This window comes from Francisella-like endosymbiont (assembly GCF_003069505.1).
In the GTDB taxonomy this organism is placed as follows: Bacteria; Pseudomonadota; Gammaproteobacteria; order Francisellales; family Francisellaceae; genus Francisella.
Genome location: NZ_QAPC01000003.1, coordinates 86,718 through 108,599, shown reverse-complemented (window position 1 = coordinate 108,599; position 21,882 = coordinate 86,718). Strand labels below are relative to the sequence as shown.

The following is a 21,882-nucleotide window of genomic DNA, read 5'->3' as shown; positions in this document are numbered from 1 at the left end:
ATGATTACTATATTATGTAAAACTTGGATACAACACAAATGATGTACTCTCAGAAGTAGTACAAAATGTTAACTCTGTACTCAATCAGCTACCTCAAGATGCATACTCCCTTGCTATTAAACTTAATCCTGCAGATAACTTTCCTTTTTTGATTTTGGCTTTTACTAGTAAAACCACGAATACCTCAGAGATATCTGCATATATAAACTCTGAGATGACTCCAAAACCACTTGCACAAGGTAGTTTATCAAAAATTAATGTATGAGGCAATATGCCATATGCAAGGCGTATTTATCCAAATAAGACTCGTATGGTCAGTGCGGTTAACACCAGCGGAATTAGCCACAGCTATTGGCTCAAATAGTTTACAGGTGGACAAATCCAAGGACTATACTCAAACTATACGCTAAACCCTGAGACCCGCATTACAGCTCAAGAGTATAGAAACCTAATTATCAAGAAAGTGATAATCAAATAGTTCGCCTTAGTGATGTAGCCAAAGTAGAACTAGACGCACAAACTATAACTCTTCGGTTTACTTTAATGGTAAAATACCATACTTGCCGGTGCTGTTATATCGCCTGAAAAAAATCCTTTCAACGTTGTCGATCGATTAGTCAGAGAGCTTCCAGATATCACAGCTTCTCTACCCAACGGTTTAAATGTTGATGTTGCTTATAATAGCACCTCATTTAGAGTTCAATTGATGAAGACATACACTTTTTGAAGCTGTAATAATCATATCTATGGTGATGTTACTATTCTTAGGCTCATTAAGAGCTATCATTGCACCAATAATCGCTATTCCTCTATTCATTATTAAGGGTCATTTTCCTTATGAGTATTATGGGATTCTTAATTAATCTACTTACCTATATTAGCAATGATTTTGGCTATAGGGCTAGTTGTTGATGATGTAATTGTTGTCCTAGAGAATATTTATCGTCATATTGAGGAAGGCATGGAATCTTTTGCTTCTACAATCAAAGGTACTCGAATATAATGGATAAAGGCATTAAATCTGAATTAGCTCCAAATGAAGATATGGGCTTTTTGGGAATTATGGGACAAGCACCTTTATCAGCAAACATCAACTATTTAGAAACTTTTGGTAAAAAATTAGCAAGTACACTTGATTATGTTCCAGACAGACAAAATAATTTCATTCTTAATGGTGTAATGGGTTCTAATATAATTTTTAGCGGCTTTATTATGAAGCCTTGGTATGAGCAAAAAGTATCACAACAACAAGCTGCAAATATTGCTCAAGCAAAAGTTACTGAATTACCTGGTATTCAAACATACACATACCAAATACCTGCTTTACCGGATATCCCACGTGGGGGAGCTCCACTATTTCTAGTTATACAAAACGTTAACAATTATGAAGCTATTGATGAGATTACTAATAAGATCATTGACAAAATGATGAAAAGTGACTTGTTTGTATTTGCTCAAAGTGACCTTAAGTTTGATAATCCTGTTGTTGATATTAATATCGATCGCGATAAAGCCGGAATTTTAGGCATTACAATGTCTCTGATATTGCTAAAACTCTCGGTTACTCGTATCCTGGAGGTTATATTAACTACTTCTTCTTAAAAGTATAATTTCCAAGTTATTCCACAATTAGCTAGGAATAAAATGCTTACTCAAGAACAACTTGGTAATATCTATATTCGTTCCGATGAGGTTAGTAATTTATTTGATTCTGAGGTGTCATTATCAGCTTTAGTAACTTTCAAAACAGAAGGACAGCCTCTTACTCTTAAATACTTTCCAACAGTTAAACGCATCGACAATTTCAGCTATTATGGCTCCTGGCATAACATAAGGACAAGCTATAGAGTATGTACAAAGTGTCGTTAGAAGCATGCTACAGAAGGCTTCTCATATAACTTCTCAGGCTCAGCGCGTCAATATATCGAAAATGGCAATACCATGATGGTCGCATTTGCTTTTGCGATTGTACTTATATTCTTGGCATTATCAGCACAGTTTGAAAGCTTTAGAGACTCATTGGTAATCATAGTTACTATTCCAATGGCAATTTCTGTGGCGTTGATTCCATTCTATGTTGGACAATATTTAGGAGCTGATTGGCCATTTTTAAATATATATACTCAGCTAGGGCTGGTTACTTTAATAAGGTTAATATCAAAGCAAGGTATCATGGTCGTTGAGTTTACCAACTACCTACAAAAACATGAAGGGATGAACAAATATGATACAATTGTTACATCATCTTCTCAACATCTAAGACCAATATTAATGACTGTATCAGCAATGGTAGTTGGTGTAATACCTCTTGTAACATCATCTGGAGTGGTACTATCAATAGAAACTGTATTGATGTAGTTATTTTCAAGTGGTCTAGTTATTGGTGCTATATTCTCATTATTCGTACTACTTGTGGTATATATGTATATAGCTAGTGATAAATCTAAATCAGTCAAAACTGATGCTGAACAATAAAAAATAATTGATCAAATAAATTAAACTACTACTCTAATTAACTATTTCTTAACTATAAAATATTAGATAAAAAACCAAAGCACAACTAATCTTACTACTTGGATAATTAATAATTCTCTGGTATTCTAATAGCGTTAATACATCAACCTAAAGCAAATTATAAATAAATCACATATCTTACTACTTGTATAATTAATAATTCTCTGGTATTATAATAGTGTTAATACATCAACCTAAAGCAAATTATGAATAAATCACATCTACCAAATACAAAAACCTTGGTCACTTTAGCTTGGATAATATGCCTAATTGCAACGCTTAATTATAGTTATGACTTTTTTATTCGTGCTGCTCCAAGCGTTATGGGTAATGATTTAATTAGCGATTTTGGAATCAGCCATACAGAATTAGGTATGCTATCATCGGCATACTTTGTATCTTATACAATAATGCAAATCCCAGCAGGAGTAATATTGGATAAATATAATCGTACATTCGTGATTAGTTTTGCTACTGTTTTTTGTGTGTTAGGAAATTATTTATTTTCAGCTACTAACTACTATGAAATAGCATTCACAGGTAGAATACTGATGGGAATAGGTTCTGCATTTGGCTTTATAGGAGCTGCAAAAATGGCTGGGATGTGGCTTCCGGAGAATTTTTTTTCCACGTTTATAGGTTTTGCAACAGTCGTTGGTATTCTGGGAGGTTTAGTGACGAATATAATACTTTCTAGCTTAGTTTCTGAGCTTGGCTGGAGAGAGGGTAATGCTGTATTTACATATATTGGTGTTGGTATATTATTGCTTATCATTACATTTATTCGCGATAATCCTAAACATGTTGTGAAATTTGCGCATTTAAGTGAAGCTAATTTTAAAGAAACTATAGTTAAAGTAATAAAAATCTTCTGTAATCTACAATTCTGGGCAGCAAGTATTATTGGCGCAGTACTGTTTATTCCAATTAATGTTTTAGGCTCTCTGTGGGGTGTAGGACTAATTCAAGCTAAATTTAGTCTAAGCCAAGAACTTGCATCACATTTTAATGGAGTGCTATTTATAGGAGCTGCTGTAGGCTTTACAATTGCTGCGATTATTGCTTCACTGACAAATAGATATCGCCTAATGCTAGTTTTAAGTATAGTCTCACTTGCTATCATTTTAGCTATTATACTTTATGTACCAATGAATTTATCGGTTTTTACTTTGTTTTATTTCTTACTTGGCGCTGCAGCTGGCCCTCAAGCTGTAACATTCGGAATAGCTAAAATAATCTCTCCAAAAGGAACTACGGGCTCGGCAACAGCAGGTGTAAATATGATAAACAACTTTGTACCAATTATTTTACTACCACTTGTTGGTTACATTCTTACACACTTTGGCACATTTATAGCAAACTCAACGACTATATATAGCATCACAAGTTATCAAAATGCTCTTAATATAGTAATAATATTTTTGTTAATATGCCTACCAATTGCTATGCTTATACCTAAGCAAATACAAGCTGATCTTAATCACTAATAAATATTTTAATCCTCTATATAATTCAAACTTTCAAGGTGTGGGTTTTAGTAACTCTGCTCGTTTAAGTAAAGGTATATTATAGTTCGCATCATCTGTTGTTGTTTTAGATAAAAGATCCTTAGGTATATCGATACACTCTGTCTCTAATTCACAAACAAGATAATGCGCTACTAAATGCTCGGTAAGAATATAAGGTTTATCATACTCCACCTCAACACCAATTTGTTGAAGTTCATAAGATAAAGATTCCAGTAATACTTTAGATGCAAATATATCATTGCGTGCATCTCCAGTAAAAAACTCCGTGATTCTTTTTTCACCATCTTTATGAGCATTCTTATATAACCGGATATACTCATTTAATGAATATAATGTTTCTATCACCACTTCATAGTATCTCTCTTGTACTACATTTGTAGGATAGCTAGACATTGTATGCAAATCTATTGAAATAGCATTATAGCTTTTCGCTACAGCTACGATATGACATAGTTTTTGCATATAATTCTTATATAGCTTGATAAGTACTTGTTTTAATTCTAGATGCTAATAATCATAATCGATAATATTTCTTAAACAATTAAGATATAATCTTCCAGCAGCTAATATTAAACGGGGAAAAGACGGTTCAGCAACTAAGGTATATAAGCCATATTCTGCATATAGTTTGGGCTATTGCATGATTAAGTGAGTGAGTACCAAAATCGTACTCTATCTCCAAGAAATTATTAAAATCATTCTTACTAAGTTTAACAAGCTGACCAATAGCAGGAAAATCAAACTCAACAAAACTCTTACCAAACTCGGCATGATGGCATGTGATAACCACATCAAACCTTAGATTTTCTTGAGTATAGAAATACAAAGCTGCACACTCATAGTATTTTGTATAAAAAGGTTGGTTATTTTATTCACAAGATTTAACAAAAATTATACTTCTTATAAAATTTATAATAATTACGTTTAATTATAACAATTATAAAACTAATAATAGAATTCAAAATTGGTTATAATTGTGCTAAGTATAAATATATTTTAGTTAAAACATGTTTTTCAAAAACAAAAAAGAAAGCTCTATACTAAGTTTTCTTGTTGTTTCGTTCGCAAGCTTTTTTGCAGTGTTTATGCTCGTTATCTCAATTTTTAGTTTCTATCAAATTAAGCACCAAAATGATTCACTCTTTGACTACCAACTAAAAACTGCTGCTGAAGTTATCGAGACTGTACTAAAAATATATCCTTTAGAAGATGATGAAAATACCACCCACATGATAATGAATAGAATCTCAAATTCTTTCTTAAATATAAAAAACTACAACAAAAGTATCGGTTTCATCGTATACGATCGCAAATACAAAAAGCTCTTACTAAAGACTTCTAATTTACCAAACTTTCATAAAAACTATGATGGAATAACTTCTACAACAGGATTTGAATGGGTATACACTGACGAGGATGATGGACAAAAAAATTGGTATACTTATACTCTAAAAACTGATAATGGTAACCTTATCATAGTTTTTGCTAACAACACTATTAAAGACAAAATATCACGCCAAATAATCTTTAAATTTGCTCTACTTTTAGCATCAACTTATATCGTACTTATTGGATTTATCTACTATATCTTAAAGACCTCACTTCATCCACTAGAACGTATAAATAAACGTGTTGCTAAAATAAATCCGCGTAAAAACGAAAAACTTAATGAAGATATTATACCATATGAGATAAGATCTATCGTTGATCAAATTAATTCTTTAATAGAAAAGTTTCATGAAACTCTTGAAAGAGAAAAGCGCTTTTCAGGTGATGCAGCTCATGAGCTTAAAACACCAATAGCTGGAGTCAAAACGCTTGTTGAAATAGCTCTAGCATCTAATGATATAGATGAAATCAAACAAAAGCTTGAACGGATCAAAAGCTCAACAAATAGATATTCTCATATTATTGACCAATTATTGACATTAAGTAGAATTCAACCCAATGAACAGATTACATTCGGCAAAAAACTTATGATAAATAAGGTTCTTGAGACTTTTATTGCCGAAAATGCTATCAAAGCTATAGAGAAGGATATTGAGATAGTCTTTTATCCATCACAACAGCATTTATATTGTTATAGTAATGACTACCTACTTGGGATACTATTTAAAAATCTAATTTCAAATGCTATCAAATATACTCCACATAATGGCCTTATTGAGATTAGCTCATATCAAGAAGAAAATAATATAGTCGTTGAAATAAAAGATAATGGAATTGGTGTACTTCAAGAAAATATTGAGCGTATTTTTGATAGGTTCTATCGTGAAACAGGCACTGGTGAAGAAGGCAGTGGCCTAGGTTTAGCAATTGTTGCAGAAATCGTTAGACTCCATAACGGTAAAATTTTTGCTCAAAACAATACTAACCAAAAAGGCTTAACTGTTACTGTTAAAATTCCTATCGATCATCGACATGAAGATTAAATATATCTTTCTAAAGCTTGCTGTTTTTGAATCTTCGAAAACAAATCCCAATGATTGTAATTTTGTTGGCTTGATATTTTGACTTGAAAGAAGCAATTCCTCACCGATTTGCCCAAACATAAGCTTTACTACAACATCAGGTATTTTGATAATACATTTTTTAGCTAGATATTTTCTTAAAAGCTCGATTAAGAACTTATGCTGAGCTACATTTGGTGCAGTTAAGTTAAATACTCCTTTACTGTCTTATTATCTATGATAAATTCAATAGCTCGTGATAAATCATACGCACTTACCCAACTCATATAGTTATGACCATCGCCAAACATAGTTAAAAAACCAAACTTAGCTGGTAGTGTCATTTTTTTCAAGCACTCTATCATTACCTATAACAACCCCAAAGCGTAAAAGTATAATGCTGTAAGTGAGAATCAACTAAGCATTTTTTCCACTGATCAACAACTTCTTGACCAAAATTAAGCTTATCATAACTTCTATCATGATTATCTTCATCTTGCGCTAGTTTAGAAAAGTGATAGTAACCAATTGCACTAGCATTTACTAACCAAATATCCTTATTACCTATCAGTTGTATAAGCTTATTTGTGGGTTCAATACGGCTTGATAATATTTTATTTTTAACTGCTCTATTCAAACGTTTTTGACCGATGTTGTAACCACATAAGTTTATGGCAATACATAATTAGCAATATTCTCTTGTGTCAAATGCTGCCATGTTATGAGATCTTTGTAGGCACCTGAACTTTGTTTTGCTGTCCTACTCAAGAGAGTTAACTCATTTCTACTACTTAGGTATTTAGACAGTTCTCTACCAACAAAGCCTGAGCCTCCTGCTACCAACACTTTTCCAAAAATTTTTATCTAATCCTTATTAAATAATATTAATATTGGTAAAAATAGCCTAAATAACATTACATTTCATTAATCTTACCGTAGTAATATTGAGAATAACTCTAAGATATGACAATCTTTACACAAAAAGGTTATTCAAGAATAAATTAGGTTCTCATATGTATTGGGTCGAGATTCTATCAAGAATACAATTTGCGTTCACTGTAAGTTTTCATATTTTGTTTCCAGCCTTTAGTATCGGATTATCAACATTCTTAATGATTTTTGAAGCTCTTTGGCTAATTACAAAAAATGATAGGTATTTAGCTATTGTTAAATTTTGGATAAAAGTATTTGCTTTGACATTTGGTATGGGAGTTGTCTCTGGGATTGTGATAGAATTCCAGTTTGGCGCCAACTGGGCAGGATTTGCCGGAAAAGTAGGTCCTGTACTTGGTTCATTGTTTACTTATGAGGTATTAACAGCATTCTTCATCGAAGCAGGTGTTTTAGGGATAATGATTTTTGGTTGGGGAAGAATTAACAAGTATATCCACTTCTCAGCTAACTTTATTATATTTGCTGGTGTTATACTCTCAGCTTTCTGGATATTATCAGCAAACTCTTGGATGCAAACTCCAGATGGTGTGAATTATATAAATGGTAAATTTGAAGTTTATAGTTGGTATCATGTTATATTTAATCCTTCAGTGATACCTAGGTATATCCATATGCTTATAGCAGCATATTTAAGTACTCTAATGGTAATCTTGGGAGTTAGCGCATACTATCTCGTCAAAGACAAATATCATGCTTTTGCTAAAACTTGTATTAAGTTTTCGGTAATCTCGATTTTGATACTAAGTATAAGTCAACTTATAATTGGTGATGATGTTGGTAGAGAAGTTCATAAACATCAACCACTAAAAACAGCCGCAATAGAAGGTGTTTGGGATACTCAAAAAGGTGCTCCTTTTGTAATCTTTGCTTACCCGAGTGAAGTACAAGAGAAGAACTTGTTTGCTATAGAAATCCCTAAACTAGCATCTTTGGTTAACACCCATGAAATTAATGGTGAGCTTATCGGCTTAAAATCTGTACCTGAGAAAGATAGACCTGTAGTCACTGTAGTTTTTTACAGCTTTAGAATAATGGTTGGTATAGGCATATTAATGATACTAATAGGCTTAGTTGGAACTTTATTGTTATCTAGAAAAAAACTAGAATCATCAAAATGGTTCCTAAAACTTTGTATATTAACTACACCTTTAGGATTTGTCGCAATTATTACCGGCTGGTTTACCGCTGAATTTGGTAGACAACCTTGGGTTGTATACAATATTCTTAGAACCCAATATTCAGTTAGTGACCTTAGTTTTTGGCAAGTTTTTGGCTCTCTCACTTCAATAATTATCGTTTACTTTATCATATTTGGATACTTTTACTTCAAGTATTTACTTAAAATTATTAATGGTGGACTAAGCACTGATGGAGAAGAAAGAATGCCTTACTCATATTTCCAATCAGTTGAAAAAAATACAGGCGAAGAGGAGTAGATTATGGATCTAGGATTAATTTGGCTAGCAATTATTGCTTTTGCTCTATTACTATATGTAATCTTGGATGGTTTTGCATTAGGAATGGGAGTATTATTTCCACTCTTAGATGACCACCAAAAAGATATAGTAACAAGTATCTTATTACCAACATGGGATGGCAATCAAACATGGCTAGTTTTTGCGCTAGCATGTTTCTATGGAATGTTTCCGATAGCTTTTGCATACATTTTCCCAAAGATTTATCTCTCGGCAATACTATTAGTAGTAATGATATTATTAAGAGGAATATGCTTTGAATTTAGATTAAAATCTTCACAAAGAGGTATAAAAAATTGGGATAAATTATTCTTTGTATCATCGTTTATAGCGACATTCCTTCAAGGCTATATAGTTGGTGAATTAATTGTTGGCTTTCCTCATGCTCACTTTTATAATATTGGTTTTTCTGCTGTCACAGGTATTACATTAGTATTTGGCTATAGTCTACTCGGCGCAACACGCTTAATTTTAAAGACTGAAGGAGAGTTATTTAACAAAGCTAAACAATTTGCTAAGATATACTGCCTTATTCTAGCTATTCTAATGCTAATAATCGGTGGGATGACTCCCTTATATATAAAACTACCTATAGATAACTTCTATAAAATGGCAATATTAATAGAATTATTTGTACTTACTATAATTAGCTTCTTACTCCTTATAAAAGTTATCGAAGCAAAAAATCATGCTCTACCATACTGGCTAGCAATAGTGATATTCATATTAACTTATATAAGTATGTTAACACTAATATTCCCATATGTTATTCCTTATCAAATAACATATACACAGGCCCAAGCTAGTGATACAACATTACTATTTACTTTAATCCCAGCAATTATAATGATTCCTTTATTATTGCTTTATACTAGCTACGCGTATTATATTTTCAGAGGAAAAACTAAAGAAAAATTAAGCTACTAAGCTTTCTATCTGATAACTATATATTTAGCTGCTTCTTCTGGTGTAATTGTCCCAGCCTTAAGAAGATTCTCAATACTTATGTTCCAATTGTTGCCATTCCTTTAGCTATACCAGTTTGTAGTGCAGTATAAATCTACGAAAGTTTGTTTTCTTTAATCATATTTCTAATAACAGTATTTTAAATAAGAACCTCATATGCTGCAACACGGCCACCACCCTTACGTTTAAGTAAGCCCTGTAATATACCAATTTGTAATGACTCAAGCTAACATATTGTGCACAAGCTCCTGTTCAGCAGGTGGAAATACAGATATAACCCTAGCTGACATTGTATGTAATGTCCCTAAAACCAAATTATCTGTTTCAGCTGTCTCTAGCACTAATATAATAGCTTCTAAATCATGCATCTCACCAACAAGGATACAATCAGGATCCTCCCTTAGTGCTGATTTTAGGGCTGCATTAAAGCTTCTTGTATCCATTTTAACCTCACGCTGATTAACTAGTGATCTTTGACTTGTATGGACAAATTCTACTGAATCCTCAATAGTTAAAATATATGAACCCACTTTTTGATTAATCTCATTGACTAATGCTGCCAAAGTACTACTCTTACCCGAACCTGTAGACCCTGCCACTAGGATCAAACCACCCTTTTTAGCTTAGACTTCTTTGAGAATTCTTAGTACACCAAACTGATCTAAAATTGGAATAGTATTTTACAAACGACAAAATACTACACCATAACCACGGTTATGAAAAAAGCATTTACCCTAAAGCTTGCATCATTATCTCTATCATCTATAGAAAAATCACATTCGTAGGTTTCTATCAGCTCATATTTTTGATCATCAGTCATGATTTCTAAAAGCATCTGTGAAATCATCTTATCATTTAGTACAGGTGATGATTCAATATTAATTAAATCACCATCTATCCTATATTTAGCCTTACAACAAGAGGATAAATGCAAATCAGAAGATTTTTTTCACACAAAGAGTTAATAATTTTCTTATCATATCAAGAATAGAACTTAAATTTAATAATGGTATTAGAACTTTACCCACTATTAAAGGATAAAAAAATAGACAATTAATGAATTCTTTAGATTTATTATTTAAATAGTTTCTTGAAAAAATTAGCGATCTTTGCAAATGGGCAAGATGTCTCAGAGGAAGCATCTATACTGCCACAACCAGTAGTTGTCGATTCGGCAGTCTTAGACTCTTTTTTACTCCCCATAATATCTTTAAGAACAGTTTGTAAAATACCTCCATTCTTTAAGTAGTCAACATCAACATCGGCATCTAGACGAGCTAAGGCCTCAAATGTTGTTGTGTGAGCAGTACCAGGATGAACTGCTTCAACTACTACTCTTTGACGTGGTTTAATGTTGTTTAGGTTCTTAATATTGAATATTTCCGAACCATCTAAACCTAAAGTCTTAGCATTCTGTCCATCAACATACTCAAGAGGTAATACACCCATACCAACTAAGTTAGATCTATGGATTCTTTCATAGCTCTCAGCGATAACTGCTTTAACACCTAATAGGAATGTACCTTTTGCAGCCCAATCACGTGAAGAACCAGTACCATATTCTTTACCAGCTAATATAACTAATGGAATACCTTTTTCTTTGTATTTCATAGCTGCATCAAATACATACTGTTGAGAACCATCAAGATGATACTTAGTAAAACCACCTTCAACATTATCTAAAAGTAAGTTACGGATACGGATATTAGCAAAAGTACCTCTCATCATAACTTCATGGTTTCCACGACGAGAACCATAAGAGTTAAAATCTTTCTTCTCAACACCATGCGATTTTAGGTATTGTCCAGCAGGATACTCTTCTGGAATAGCACCAGCAGGTGAAATATGGTCTGTAGTTACAGAATCACCTAACATTAGAAGAGTTCTAGCACCTTTGATATCTAAATCATCATTACCCTCTGCAAACTTCTCAAAGAAGTTAGGACATTGGATATAAGTAGAAGATTTATCAAACTCATAAAGCTTGCATTCTGAAGCTTTAAGTTTTTGCCAGTCCTCAGTACCATCAAGGACTGTTGCATAAGCTTTTTTGAACATGTCTGAGTTAATCACATCAGCTTGTATAGCAGCAATCTCTTCTGTATTTGGCCAAATATCTGCAAGGTAAACATCATTACCCTCTGTATCTTTACCGATAGCATCTTCAACTGGATCAAAATCAACAGTCCCAGCTAATGCATAAGCGACCACATGAATTGGTGATGCAAGGTAATTCGCTTTAACATGAGGGTTAATACGTCCTTCAAAATTACGATTACCAGAACTTACAGAAGCAACCACAAGATCAGCTTTATTTATAGCCTCAACTACAGGCTCATCAAGAGGACCAGAATTACCAATACAAGTAGTACAACCATAACCAACTAGGTTAAAACCTAAGTTTTCAAGCTCTGGCAACAAATTAGCCTTCTCAAGATATTGAGTCACGACTTGAGATCCAGGTGCTAACGATGTTTTAACATAAGGTTTAACTTTAAGTCCTTTTGCATTTGCTTTCTTAGCTAACAAACCAGCACCTAAAAGTAGTAATGGATTCGAAGTATTTGTACATGAAGTAATTGCAGCAATTGCAAGTGAACCATGAGTAATTCTTTCACCAATACCTTTTACTTCAGCTGATTTTTGTAACTGTTCTTGAGTTAAACCAAAACCATGTAATCCTTGCTCATGAACCAAAGCTTCTGCAAAAGCTTTCTTCATATCATGAAAGGCTACTCTATCTTGTGGACGCTTAGGACCAGCAAGGTTAGATTCGACTTCTGATAGATCTATTTTTACTGTACTAGAATATTCTGGTTCTTCAGCAGGATTCTCTCTAAATAATAATTGCTCTTTATACATTTTGCGTGCAGCATCTACTAGCTCACTACGGTTTGTATTGTTGAAGAAATATAACGTTACTTCATCAACTGGGAAGAAACCAATTGTTGCACCATATTCTGGAGCCATATTTGCTATAGTTGCTCTATCTGGTAAAGATAAGCTCTCTAACCCTTCGCCATAGTACTCAACAAACTTACCAACAACACCATGTTTTCTAAGTACTTCTGTAATCTTAAGTACAAGGTCAGTAGCTGTTATACCAGTTTTCAATTTTCCAGTAAGTTTCACACCAACAACATCAGGAAGAACCATATAATATGGTTGACCAAGCATTACAGCCTCAGCTTCAATGCCACCTACACCCCAACCTACTACACCAACACCATTGATCATAGTAGTGTGTGAATCTGTACCTACCAGAGTATCTGGATAAATTAAATCTTCACCATTGATGTTTTTAACTAAAGCGCCTTTTGCAAGATACTCTAAATTAACTTGGTGAATAATCCCCATACCAGGTGGTACAACTATGAAATCATCAAATGCTTTTTGGGCCCACTTAAGTAAGCTGTATCTCTCACCATTTCTTTCAAATTCTTTAGCTATGTTTTGAGCTAAAGCAGTTTTTGTTCCATAGAAATCGACCTGTATTGAGTGGTCAATTACCATAGCTGTATCTACAAGAGGATTAATTTTATCTGCATCGCCACCAGCATCTTTAATCGCCTTTCTCATCACAGCTAAATCAACTATTGCTGGAACACCTGTAAAATCTTGCATCACAACCCTAGCAGGCATATGTGGAATCTCAGGTCTTGAACTAGCATTAGCGTCCCATTCTAAAACCTTATGCATATCATCTTCTTTTACTTTATAACCATCTATATTTCTAAGTTGGTTTTCAAGTAATACTCTGATTGAATAAGGAAGACGTGTAACATCTTTACCAAACTCTTGAGAAAGTTTCTTTAAGCTATATAGAAAATACTTCTTTCCTTTATCCTCTATTTGCAGCTTAGTGATATTTTTAATATCAAACATGCTTTAACCTCCGTAGATACTAATTATTTTTTGCAAAACACGCATATATTTTAACCTGTTAATAGCTATTTGTATATAAAATAAAGAATTTCAAGTAGTTTGTTCTAATTTAGTAGTAGAAATATCAAGCTTGGCTTTTTTAAAAGGTGGACACCATAAATAACTAGTCTCTATAATCTTAGAAAACTTAAAAACACCATCGATGATACCATCACTGCAGCCAAGCATATTGCCCATTTGTAAATTAAAAGATCTAAAAGATGGTGCAAACCCTGAAAACATAAACCCACCATTTAGTTGATCATCTGACCATGGCATTGATTTTCTTAAGATTTGTGCTTCTGGCTCAAAATTTTCTTTTGCTGATCTTTAAACATGAGCGAAGTTTTTTAAATTCTCAAGTTGATGTGAATCATCCAAGGATCTACCAACACACTCTTCTTTTGCTGATTGACTAGCACTATTGAGCCAATCAAAGTCATGAAGCCACTGCTGTAACACCCAAAAACTAGAACCTTCTAATTCACCTTCAGAGATTATTGCTGCTGGTATGACTTCTGCACCTTTAGGGTTCTCAATAATAATCTCCAAGAGCTTTTTTAATAGCTAGTACCTTGTGAAATAATTCTCCTCTATCATCATTTCTTAACCAAAGAACCAAATCATAACCATCATCATCACACATTCTTGGATTATTAAATTTAATTCTTTTAAAGTTTTCATTCTCCGGTATTTTAAACATTTTTAGCAGATTATTGCCGAAGCCTGAGACTACACTTTTACCATCAACAAATCTTTGTAAAATTTTTAATCCAAACTTAGTATCAGTATTTTTTGATGTTAAACATCATATATAAAGCTGATGATGGCAAGTTTTCAACAATTCCTAGTTGATATTTAATTATTTCCACTTAACTTTTCCTTATAAAACTTTCTTTAATAGTTATAATATAAACAACTACGATAAAACTCCATAAACAATGCTAAAAAAACAACTTTCTTTATTTATTATTGTCGGTATCTTAGCTTCTATAACTAGCTTTATTATCGTTTGGATACTTGTTGAAGTAAATATTTTTAGACCGTTAGTTGCAAACTTTTTTGCTTTTTTAATTGCATTTAATGTTAGCTATTTTGGTCATCGATTTCTGACATTTTCGACAACTACCCAATCTCATAAAAAAGCTGCAACACAATTTTTTATAAATGTTACGATAGGTTTTGGGCTTAATGAATCAATTTATTATGTATTAATATATATCTTAAAAATACAATATCTACTAGCTTTATTCATAACTATGGCGCTAGTTGCCATATATACTTTTGTTGTAAGTAAATTTTTAATCTTTAAGGCATAAAATGTTTAAAATAAACAAACAAATTGGAATTTATATCCATTTTCCTTGGTGTGTGCGTAAATGCCCATACTGTGATTTTAACTCTCATCCGATAAGAGATAATAGCTATCTTTTAGAACAATATTATCAAAAACTTATAGCCGATTTTGATACTCATCTTGATGATTTACAAGCTAGAGAAGTTATAAGTATTTTCATTGGGGGAGGCACTCCTTCGCTTTTTAAAGCTGAGTATCTCGGTAAAGTGTTACAACATATAACTAAAAATGTAAAAATTAGTACTAGCTGCGAAATAACTTTAGAAATGAACCCAGGAACTGTAGAGAGAGGTACAATACTAAGTTATCAAAATATTGGTATTAATAGAATATCACTTGGGGTGCAAAGCTTTCAAGATGATAAATTAAAAATTTTGGGAAGAATTCATAGTTGCAAAAATGTTTATACCACTATTGATGAAATTAAAAACTCAAAAATCTCAAATTTTAATGTTGATATAATGCATGGGCTTCCGAACCAGAGCTTTGATGATGGTATCTTTGATATAACTCAAGCTATAGCAATGCAACCAATGCATATTTCTTGGTATCAGCTTACTATTGAGCCTAATACCTTATTTGCAGCAAAACCACCAAAACTCCCTGATGAAGAAATTCTCAAGAGTATTGAAATAGCCGGCAAAGAGTCTCTAGCACAGGCTGGTTTTAAGCAATATGAAGTTTCCGCTTTTGCCCAAAATGCTCTAAGATCTATTCATAATTCTAATTACTGGATGTTTGGCGATTATATAGGTATTGGCGCTGGAGCGCATAGCAAGATTACTGAACTTAAAACTAAACAAATCAAAAGAGTTTGGAAACATAGGCACCCTAAGATATATACTCAAACTAACAAATTTATCAAAGACTCAAATATAGTCACCAAAGATGAGATTATATATGAGTTTATGCTCAATGCCCTGAGATTAAAAAACGGCTTTAATCTTAGTAATTTTGAACAACAAACTTTTTTATCAAGAAGTACTATCAGCCAACAGTTACAACTAGGTATTGACAAGGGTCTCTTAAAGCTAAATCATAATCAAATTAAACCAACAACTAGAGGCTATTTGTTCCTAAATGATTGTATCAATCTTTTTAGCTAAAAATCATAACTTATTTGTGAAATTTTGTCACTAACTGCATCAACCAAAACTTCAACTTGTTGATTATTACTATCTAGGCACTCTACTTTGTATGCACCATTATAATACTCAACACTTGTAATAGTCTTTACATTTATCTTGACGAATACTGCTTATAGCCTGACTCATATTAATACTCTTTAACACTTTGTTTTGGTGCAGGTACTGTTGTTGCTGTAGCAGAATCAATATACAAATACTGCTCTTGACTATCTTTATTAGTAACTATTGCCTTTATACGTCATCATCATATTCAACTTTGTTGACCACTATAACCTTGTAAGTAGATATTACTAATAACTTTTGCTAGTAGTACTGTTGAATTTGGAATATCCTCAGCAAGCCCATTAGATGATACTGCAGTTACTCATAATACAAATGTAGAAATTAGTCCCGTTGCATTACTCATATATAACCTTCAAAATATAATCGTATTTTATATAATCAATCTAACATTAATTAGACTTTAATAATTACTATTACCTTAGCTATTTAATTAGAACAGTATTTATATATTCTTCTGTCTGCTTACGAAAAAACTTTACTAATTTAGTTTTATTTTCTAAATACTTTGAAACTATGACTGTCCGCTCATCAAGTAGAGTTTCCGTTGTGACGCCTTTTAAAGGTATGATATTTAGTTTTGATATTTCTTAACTAAACACCCAACGCCTAAACCTTTCTCAATAAGCTTAGTCTTGTAGATATCATCTTCAATAATATATCTTATATGTTTTAATGAAGAAGTTAATTGTTTACCATTGATAGTGATAGTTAAATTATAGTCACTACTATCTCTACAAATTATAAAAGGGACATTAATATATATTCTTTGGTTCGTTTTCTAGGTTATACTCAATATAAATAGCTTGGTTAACATAAATCTTTGATGGTATTGCTGTTCCATCAATATTTGCAGCAATAATCGAGCAGTCTTGATCTATTTTTTCCAAGTATTTAGAGGTTAATATTGTGACATCATAATTGCTTAACTGATAAAAATAATTATTTGCCTGATATAAAAAATAACTATCAAATGTAAAAGTATATTTACTACTTTCATGGACCTGATGTATCTTTGGAGAAATAAAGTCAATAAATGCGCGTGTCACAAAGATTCTAATATATTTAGGTTATCTATACCTTTATATTTGCTAGTGAGGATATTGTTTTCTAAATCTGTGTATAGCCTATGACAAAATGCATAACGTTTTTTACCATCTCTTGTTATCTATATTTTATTACTATTTGGTTGTAACAACTTAACTCCCAAGTATTTCTCTAATAATTCTAACTTATTTCTAACTGTATTTATCTCAACAGAATAGAGATTCTTGGCAGCAGTATATGAACCTAATTCAACCAAAGATATAAAATATCTTGTTCCTTCAATTACATTCTTATCAACTACTTCTTTAATAACTTTACTCATTTGTACTAGATAAGAAAAATTTATATATTATAAGTATAATATCAGCAAAAATATATTTGAAACATTATAATAACTTGGTGCACTGAGCGAGACTCGAACTCGCATATCCTATGGATACCACCCCCTCAAGATGGCGTGTTTACCAATTCCACCATCAGTGCAATAGAACTTACTTAGAAGTTGCTTTAGAGTTATCTGTTGTAGCAGCTTGAGAAACTTCTTTTTGGTACTGATCGTACTGACTAGCAATTGAGCTATCAGAACTAGCAGAACTTACATTTGCTGTTGTCGCTTTGCTTTTACCTAAGTACCCTAAAGTAAAGCAACACAAAAAAAATACTGCCGTAAAAAATACTGTCATCTTAAATAAGAATGAGGCAGCTCCTTTACTTCCAAAAACTGTATTTGATGCACCTGCACCAAAAGAGACGCCCATACTAGCGCCCTTACCTTGCTGGAGTAATACTAGTACTACAATCACGATAGCTGCGATAATATCAATAGTTAAAATTATTCCGTACATATCTTGTTTGCTTGATTTATTATTTCGTTAAACTCAGTAGCTTTTAAAGAAGCTCCACCAATTAAACCTCCATCAACATCTGGCAAGCTTAATATATCGCTAGCATTTTCAGCTTTTAGACTACCACCGTACACTATTTTTATGTTTTTAGCAAGACTTTCATCAACTTTAGCTAGCAATGAACGGATAAATTGATGTGTTTCTTGAATTTGTTCTAGCGATGCCACAACCCCTGTACCTATTGCCCAAACAGGTTCATATGCAATTACTACTTTTGCTAACTGCTCGACAGATAAATTCTCCAACATTAAGCTTAGTTGTGTTGCCAAAACTTGTTTGAGCCTACTGCTTTGTCTATCATCTAATGATTCTCCTATACACACCACCGGAGTTATATTTGTATCTATGACCTTGTTAAGCTTTTTAAAAACATCTTCATCAGACTCAGCAAATAGAGATCTTCTTTCAGAATGACCAATTAACAAATAATCACAACCGATATCTTCTAACATCTTACTAGATATTTCGCCAGTATAAGCACCATCATCATAAAAAGTAATATTTTGTAGACCAACACCTACTTTTTTAGGCAGTTGTGTAATTACTTCTTTAACATAAACACTTGATGGAAAAACAGCAACAGCTACTTTAAAAGTATCATATTTTGCTTGTGATATACCACTACACAGCTCTTTTATGCTTGTAGAGTCACCATTCATTTTCCAGTTACCCATTATTAATTTTTGCATATCTACACCAATCTTTGTTTTACCTTTTCAACCAAATACTCAGCTTCGCTCGTAGCAAGTCTCTTATCATCTGCCTCTACCATAACTCTTAAAACAGGTTCGGTTCCTGATGGTCTTAATAAAACTCTTCCTCTGTTACCTAAGCGCTTCTCAATATCATTAACATCGCTAGCAACCTTTTGTAAATCATAAGGTGTTACTTTTTTAGTCAATGGCACATTGATTAATATTTGTTGCATTAGCTCCCTCTGCAATTTAAACTCAGATACAGGCTTATCAGCTTGAGAGAAAACAGCTAAGAGTTGTATTGCTGTAAACAAACCATCCCCAGTAGTACCAAAGTTTAGGTTAATGACATGCCCAGATGATTCTCCACCGATTTTATAACCATACTTGACTAAATCTTCTAAAACATATCTGTCACCAACTTTTGAACGAATAAATGGAATTTTACTAGACTTATAATGGTTCTCATAACTCATATTTGTCATTTGTGTACCAACGATACCTTGAGTACCACCACAAATATCACTATATTGAGCAAGAATATTTAATATTCCATCACCATCAATTTCTTGACCATTTTCATCGACAATAATTATCCTATCTGCATCACCATCCAGAGAAATACCTAAATCAGCATTATACTGCTTAACAGCTTTTGTAATATTTGAAATACAAGTAGCGCCACATTCAACATTTATGTTTAAGCCATCAGGATTAGAAGCTATAGAAACATAATCTATTCCAAATTTATCAAGTAAAGCCTCAAAATTATGTGATGCTGCCCCATGAGCACAATCGACAACAATTTTACCTTTATAATTGACAAAATTAACAAAACGACTATAAATACTCTCGATATACTCATTTATAGCGTTTGTCAATACCTTATAGCTGCCAAACTTAAATTCTGGCTGATAGATAAAATCACTATCAATCTTAGCTTCAACCTCTTCTTCTAAAGCATCGTCTAACTTAAAACCATTAGAAGAAAATAACTTAATACCATTATCAGTAAATTTATTGTGCGATGCTGTAATTACAAAGCCAGCTGCAGCTTCATACTTAACAGTCATAAACGCTACCACAGGAGTTGGTACGACTCCTAAGTCTAGTACATCGATTCCCGCAGCATTTAAACCAGAAACTAAGGCAAATTTTAAGAATCCTCCTGAGCTACGTGTATCTTGACCAACAACCACAAATTTTGGATAATTCTTTTGATTTATTAACGAACCAACCGCATTACCTAATTTTTGTGTAAACTCTGCTGTTATTGTTGAGTTAGCAACTTCACCACGGATACCATCTGTTCCAAAATACTTTGCCATAATTTATCCTCTATACCATACTCTAATTCATACTTAACACTATAAGTTTCTCTTGGTAGCTTACCAGACTTTCTAACTGGCACAAATTCTAGACCTAATACTTCAACAAGGGCAACACCAAAAATAAAGCCTCTACTTTCTGTGCCAGCAACAACAGTTGGTTTAATACCTTTATTTTTTAACTCTTGTGCCATTGCCTCAACGGTTTTTCTCAGCCCTTGTGGATGTGCAAACAAAGGAGTAATATCTCGAAACATAATACCTGGTTTTGGAAAATCAGGCACAGCCGCAATCTTACTTTTAATAAAATCTAGGTTCATAGAAAAATACCTTTAGGATAATTTAAAAAATAATAACTAGACTTGAAGGAGAATTCTATTTGGATCTTCAATTAACTCTTTGATCATCTTCAAGAATCTAACTGAAGTGCTGCCATCGATGATTCTATGATCATAAGATAACGCTAAATACATAATTGGACGAATCTTAATCTCACCTTTAACTACTATAGGACGCTCAACAATATTATGCATACCTAAAATAGCACTTTGTGGTGAATTAATAATAGGAGTAGACAACATCGAACCATAAGTACCGCCATTTGTGATAGTAAATGTGCCCCCTTGCATATCTTCAAGACTTATTTTACCATCGCGCCCTTTAATTGCCTTGTCTAAAACATCAGCTTCTAGTTCAGCTAAAGATTTAGTATCGGTATCTCTCAATACGGGTACTACTAGTCCTCTATCGGTACCTACCGCAATACCAATATCAAAATAATTATGATAAACAATATCATCACCATCAATAGAAGCATTCACATCTGGGAATTTCTTAAGCGTTTCTGTTGCTGCCTTAATAAAGAAAGACATAAAACCAAGCTTAGTATCATGTTCTTTGACAAACATATCCTTATACTTATTTCTAAGCTCCATAACTGCACTCATATCTACTTCATTAAAAGTGGTTAATATTGCATTAGTATGTTGAACCTCAACTAATCTATTTGCTATAGTCTGGCGTAGACGAGTCATCTTAACTCTTTTTTCATATCTAGCACCTTGATTTACTAGTGTTGTATATTGTTGAGGTTTGTTTACTAAAGTAGCTGCTTTTTTAACATCCTCAGAAGTTATACGTCCTTTTTTACCTGTACCTTCGATATTAATAGCAGAATCTAAGCCACTTACATTAAAAGCCTTACGTGCTGAAGGTACTAGGTGTGGGTCATTATTTGCTTTAGAAACTTCTACTGCAGCTTCTAGTTTTGCCACAGCAGGAGTAGCTGCTCCCGTTGTAATCTTAGCAATAACCTCAGCAGATAGTACTGTATCTCCAGCCTGTTTTTTTATCCCTTTTAAAACACCACTAGCTGTTGCAGGTACTTCTAAAACAACTTTATCAGTCTCAATCTCTGCTAAGATATCACCCTCAGAAACAGTATCACCTTCTTCCTTATACCATTCAGAAACTGTGCCATCTGCTACAGACTCTGGGAACATAGGTACTTTTAATTCAACCATCTTTTAC

Annotated in this window: 19 protein-coding genes, 1 tRNA gene and 6 pseudogenes; 11 read left to right on the top strand and 15 right to left on the bottom strand. The window is 32.9% G+C overall.

Going from position 1 to position 21,882, the window contains the following annotated elements; genetic code table 11:
* Nucleotides 1–93: 93 nt before the first annotated feature.
* Complete coding sequence (locus C9379_RS06105) at nucleotides 94–270, bottom strand: hypothetical protein (protein WP_318263476.1); 177 nt, start codon at nucleotides 268–270, stop codon at nucleotides 94–96.
* A 476-nt stretch (nucleotides 271–746) separates the two neighbouring features.
* On the opposite strand from C9379_RS06105, the gene C9379_RS08890 reads away from it, so the two are divergent.
* The 6 genes from C9379_RS08890 (at nucleotide 747) to C9379_RS06075 (ending at nucleotide 4,001) form a co-directional block, all read left to right on the top strand.
* Nucleotides 747–863: a hypothetical protein gene (locus C9379_RS08890; RefSeq protein WP_425536935.1), complete on the top strand. Its 117-nt coding sequence runs from the start codon at nucleotides 747–749 to the stop codon at nucleotides 861–863.
* Nucleotides 864–889: 26 nt separating this feature from the next.
* Entirely contained in the window at nucleotides 890–1,003 is a 114-nt protein-coding gene (locus tag C9379_RS06095) for an efflux RND transporter permease subunit (protein WP_318263474.1), read from the top strand.
* The gene (locus C9379_RS06090; protein ID WP_318263473.1) at nucleotides 1,003–1,602 is read left to right on the top strand and encodes an efflux RND transporter permease subunit; all 600 of its coding nucleotides are present in this window, start codon (nucleotides 1,003–1,005) and stop codon (nucleotides 1,600–1,602) included. Before C9379_RS06095 ends, C9379_RS06090 begins: the two co-directional genes overlap by 1 nt.
* Before the next feature lie 42 nt (nucleotides 1,603–1,644).
* Nucleotides 1,645–1,869, top strand: a complete 225-nt coding sequence (locus tag C9379_RS06085; protein WP_343377557.1) for a hypothetical protein — start codon at nucleotides 1,645–1,647, stop codon at nucleotides 1,867–1,869.
* A 72-nt stretch (nucleotides 1,870–1,941) separates the two neighbouring features.
* Complete coding sequence (locus tag C9379_RS06080; RefSeq protein ID WP_318263471.1) at nucleotides 1,942–2,358, top strand: efflux RND transporter permease subunit; 417 nt, start codon at nucleotides 1,942–1,944, stop codon at nucleotides 2,356–2,358.
* Nucleotides 2,359–2,720: 362 nt separating this feature from the next.
* Entirely contained in the window at nucleotides 2,721–4,001 is a 1,281-nt protein-coding gene (locus C9379_RS06075) for an MFS transporter (protein ID WP_143385322.1), read from the top strand.
* A 63-nt stretch (nucleotides 4,002–4,064) separates the two neighbouring features.
* Here C9379_RS06075 and C9379_RS06070 read toward each other — a convergent pair.
* Nucleotides 4,065–4,931 (bottom strand): annotated as a pseudogene (locus C9379_RS06070) (hypothetical protein); the annotation flags it as partial.
* 119 nt (nucleotides 4,932–5,050) lie between these two features.
* Between C9379_RS06070 and C9379_RS06065 the strand changes: the two are divergent.
* The gene (locus C9379_RS06065) at nucleotides 5,051–6,475 is read left to right on the top strand and encodes a sensor histidine kinase (protein ID WP_143385321.1); all 1,425 of its coding nucleotides are present in this window, start codon (nucleotides 5,051–5,053) and stop codon (nucleotides 6,473–6,475) included.
* Here the strand turns inward: C9379_RS06065 and C9379_RS06060 are convergent.
* Nucleotides 6,472–7,351 (bottom strand): annotated as a pseudogene (locus tag C9379_RS06060) (DUF1731 domain-containing protein). The gene C9379_RS06065 and the pseudogene C9379_RS06060 overlap by 4 nt on opposite strands.
* A 155-nt stretch (nucleotides 7,352–7,506) precedes the next feature.
* Here C9379_RS06060 and C9379_RS06055 point away from each other — a divergent pair.
* A complete protein-coding gene (locus tag C9379_RS06055; protein WP_143385320.1) occupies nucleotides 7,507–8,883 on the top strand; it encodes a cytochrome ubiquinol oxidase subunit I in 1,377 nt (458 codons plus the stop codon).
* Nucleotides 8,884–8,886: 3 nt separating this feature from the next.
* Complete coding sequence (locus C9379_RS06050; RefSeq protein ID WP_143385319.1) at nucleotides 8,887–9,849, top strand: cytochrome d ubiquinol oxidase subunit II; 963 nt, start codon at nucleotides 8,887–8,889, stop codon at nucleotides 9,847–9,849.
* Nucleotides 9,850–9,854: 5 nt separating this feature from the next.
* On the opposite strand, the pseudogene C9379_RS06045 reads toward C9379_RS06050, so the two are convergent.
* The 3 genes and pseudogenes from C9379_RS06045 to C9379_RS06035 all read right to left on the bottom strand — a co-directional run bounded on the left by C9379_RS06045 (nucleotide 9,855) and on the right by C9379_RS06035 (nucleotide 14,684).
* Nucleotides 9,855–10,868 (bottom strand): annotated as a pseudogene (locus tag C9379_RS06045) (type IV pilus twitching motility protein PilT).
* 94 nt (nucleotides 10,869–10,962) lie between these two features.
* Nucleotides 10,963–13,773, bottom strand: coding sequence for an aconitate hydratase AcnA (gene acnA / locus C9379_RS06040; RefSeq protein WP_343377556.1), 2,811 nt, complete (start codon nucleotides 13,771–13,773; stop codon nucleotides 10,963–10,965).
* A 90-nt stretch (nucleotides 13,774–13,863) separates the two neighbouring features.
* Nucleotides 13,864–14,684, bottom strand: a pseudogene (locus C9379_RS06035) (Dyp-type peroxidase).
* A gap of 69 nt (nucleotides 14,685–14,753) precedes the next feature.
* Here C9379_RS06035 and C9379_RS06030 point away from each other — a divergent pair.
* Nucleotides 14,754–15,131: a GtrA family protein gene (locus C9379_RS06030; protein ID WP_143385317.1), complete on the top strand. Its 378-nt coding sequence runs from the start codon at nucleotides 14,754–14,756 to the stop codon at nucleotides 15,129–15,131.
* 1 nt (nucleotide 15,132) lies between these two features.
* The gene (gene hemW, locus C9379_RS06025) at nucleotides 15,133–16,275 is read left to right on the top strand and encodes a radical SAM family heme chaperone HemW (RefSeq protein ID WP_143385316.1); all 1,143 of its coding nucleotides are present in this window, start codon (nucleotides 15,133–15,135) and stop codon (nucleotides 16,273–16,275) included.
* On the opposite strand, the pseudogene C9379_RS06020 reads toward hemW, so the two are convergent.
* From C9379_RS06020 to odhB, 9 genes and pseudogenes are all read right to left on the bottom strand, one after another.
* Nucleotides 16,272–16,723 (bottom strand): annotated as a pseudogene (locus tag C9379_RS06020) (PepSY domain-containing protein). The gene hemW and the pseudogene C9379_RS06020 overlap by 4 nt on opposite strands.
* Nucleotides 16,724–17,132: 409 nt before the next feature.
* On the bottom strand, nucleotides 17,133–17,426 hold the full coding sequence (locus C9379_RS06015; protein ID WP_318263470.1) for a hypothetical protein: 294 nt from the start codon (nucleotides 17,424–17,426) through the stop codon (nucleotides 17,133–17,135).
* A gap of 119 nt (nucleotides 17,427–17,545) precedes the next feature.
* Entirely contained in the window at nucleotides 17,546–17,746 is a 201-nt protein-coding gene (locus C9379_RS06010) for a helix-turn-helix domain-containing protein (RefSeq protein ID WP_318263469.1), read from the bottom strand.
* A gap of 75 nt (nucleotides 17,747–17,821) precedes the next feature.
* A tRNA-Leu gene (locus tag C9379_RS06005) sits at nucleotides 17,822–17,907 on the bottom strand.
* An 8-nt stretch (nucleotides 17,908–17,915) separates the two neighbouring features.
* Nucleotides 17,916–18,269 carry a preprotein translocase subunit SecG gene (secG, locus tag C9379_RS06000; RefSeq protein WP_143385315.1) on the bottom strand — a complete coding sequence of 118 codons (354 nt, stop codon included), beginning with the start codon at nucleotides 18,267–18,269 and terminating at the stop codon, nucleotides 17,916–17,918.
* A complete protein-coding gene (gene tpiA / locus C9379_RS05995; protein WP_143385314.1) occupies nucleotides 18,257–19,018 on the bottom strand; it encodes a triose-phosphate isomerase in 762 nt (253 codons plus the stop codon). Before tpiA ends, secG begins: the two co-directional genes overlap by 13 nt.
* A 2-nt stretch (nucleotides 19,019–19,020) precedes the next feature.
* Nucleotides 19,021–20,352 (bottom strand): phosphoglucosamine mutase, encoded by a 1,332-nt coding sequence (glmM, locus tag C9379_RS05990; protein WP_143385313.1) that lies wholly within the window; start codon nucleotides 20,350–20,352, stop codon nucleotides 19,021–19,023.
* Nucleotides 20,353–20,366: 14 nt separating this feature from the next.
* Nucleotides 20,367–20,672, bottom strand: a pseudogene (locus C9379_RS05985) (adenine phosphoribosyltransferase); the annotation flags it as partial.
* Nucleotides 20,673–20,708: 36 nt separating this feature from the next.
* The gene (odhB, locus tag C9379_RS05980; protein WP_343377555.1) at nucleotides 20,709–21,875 is read right to left on the bottom strand and encodes a 2-oxoglutarate dehydrogenase complex dihydrolipoyllysine-residue succinyltransferase; all 1,167 of its coding nucleotides are present in this window, start codon (nucleotides 21,873–21,875) and stop codon (nucleotides 20,709–20,711) included.
* Between the last annotated feature and the right edge of the window lie 7 nt (nucleotides 21,876–21,882).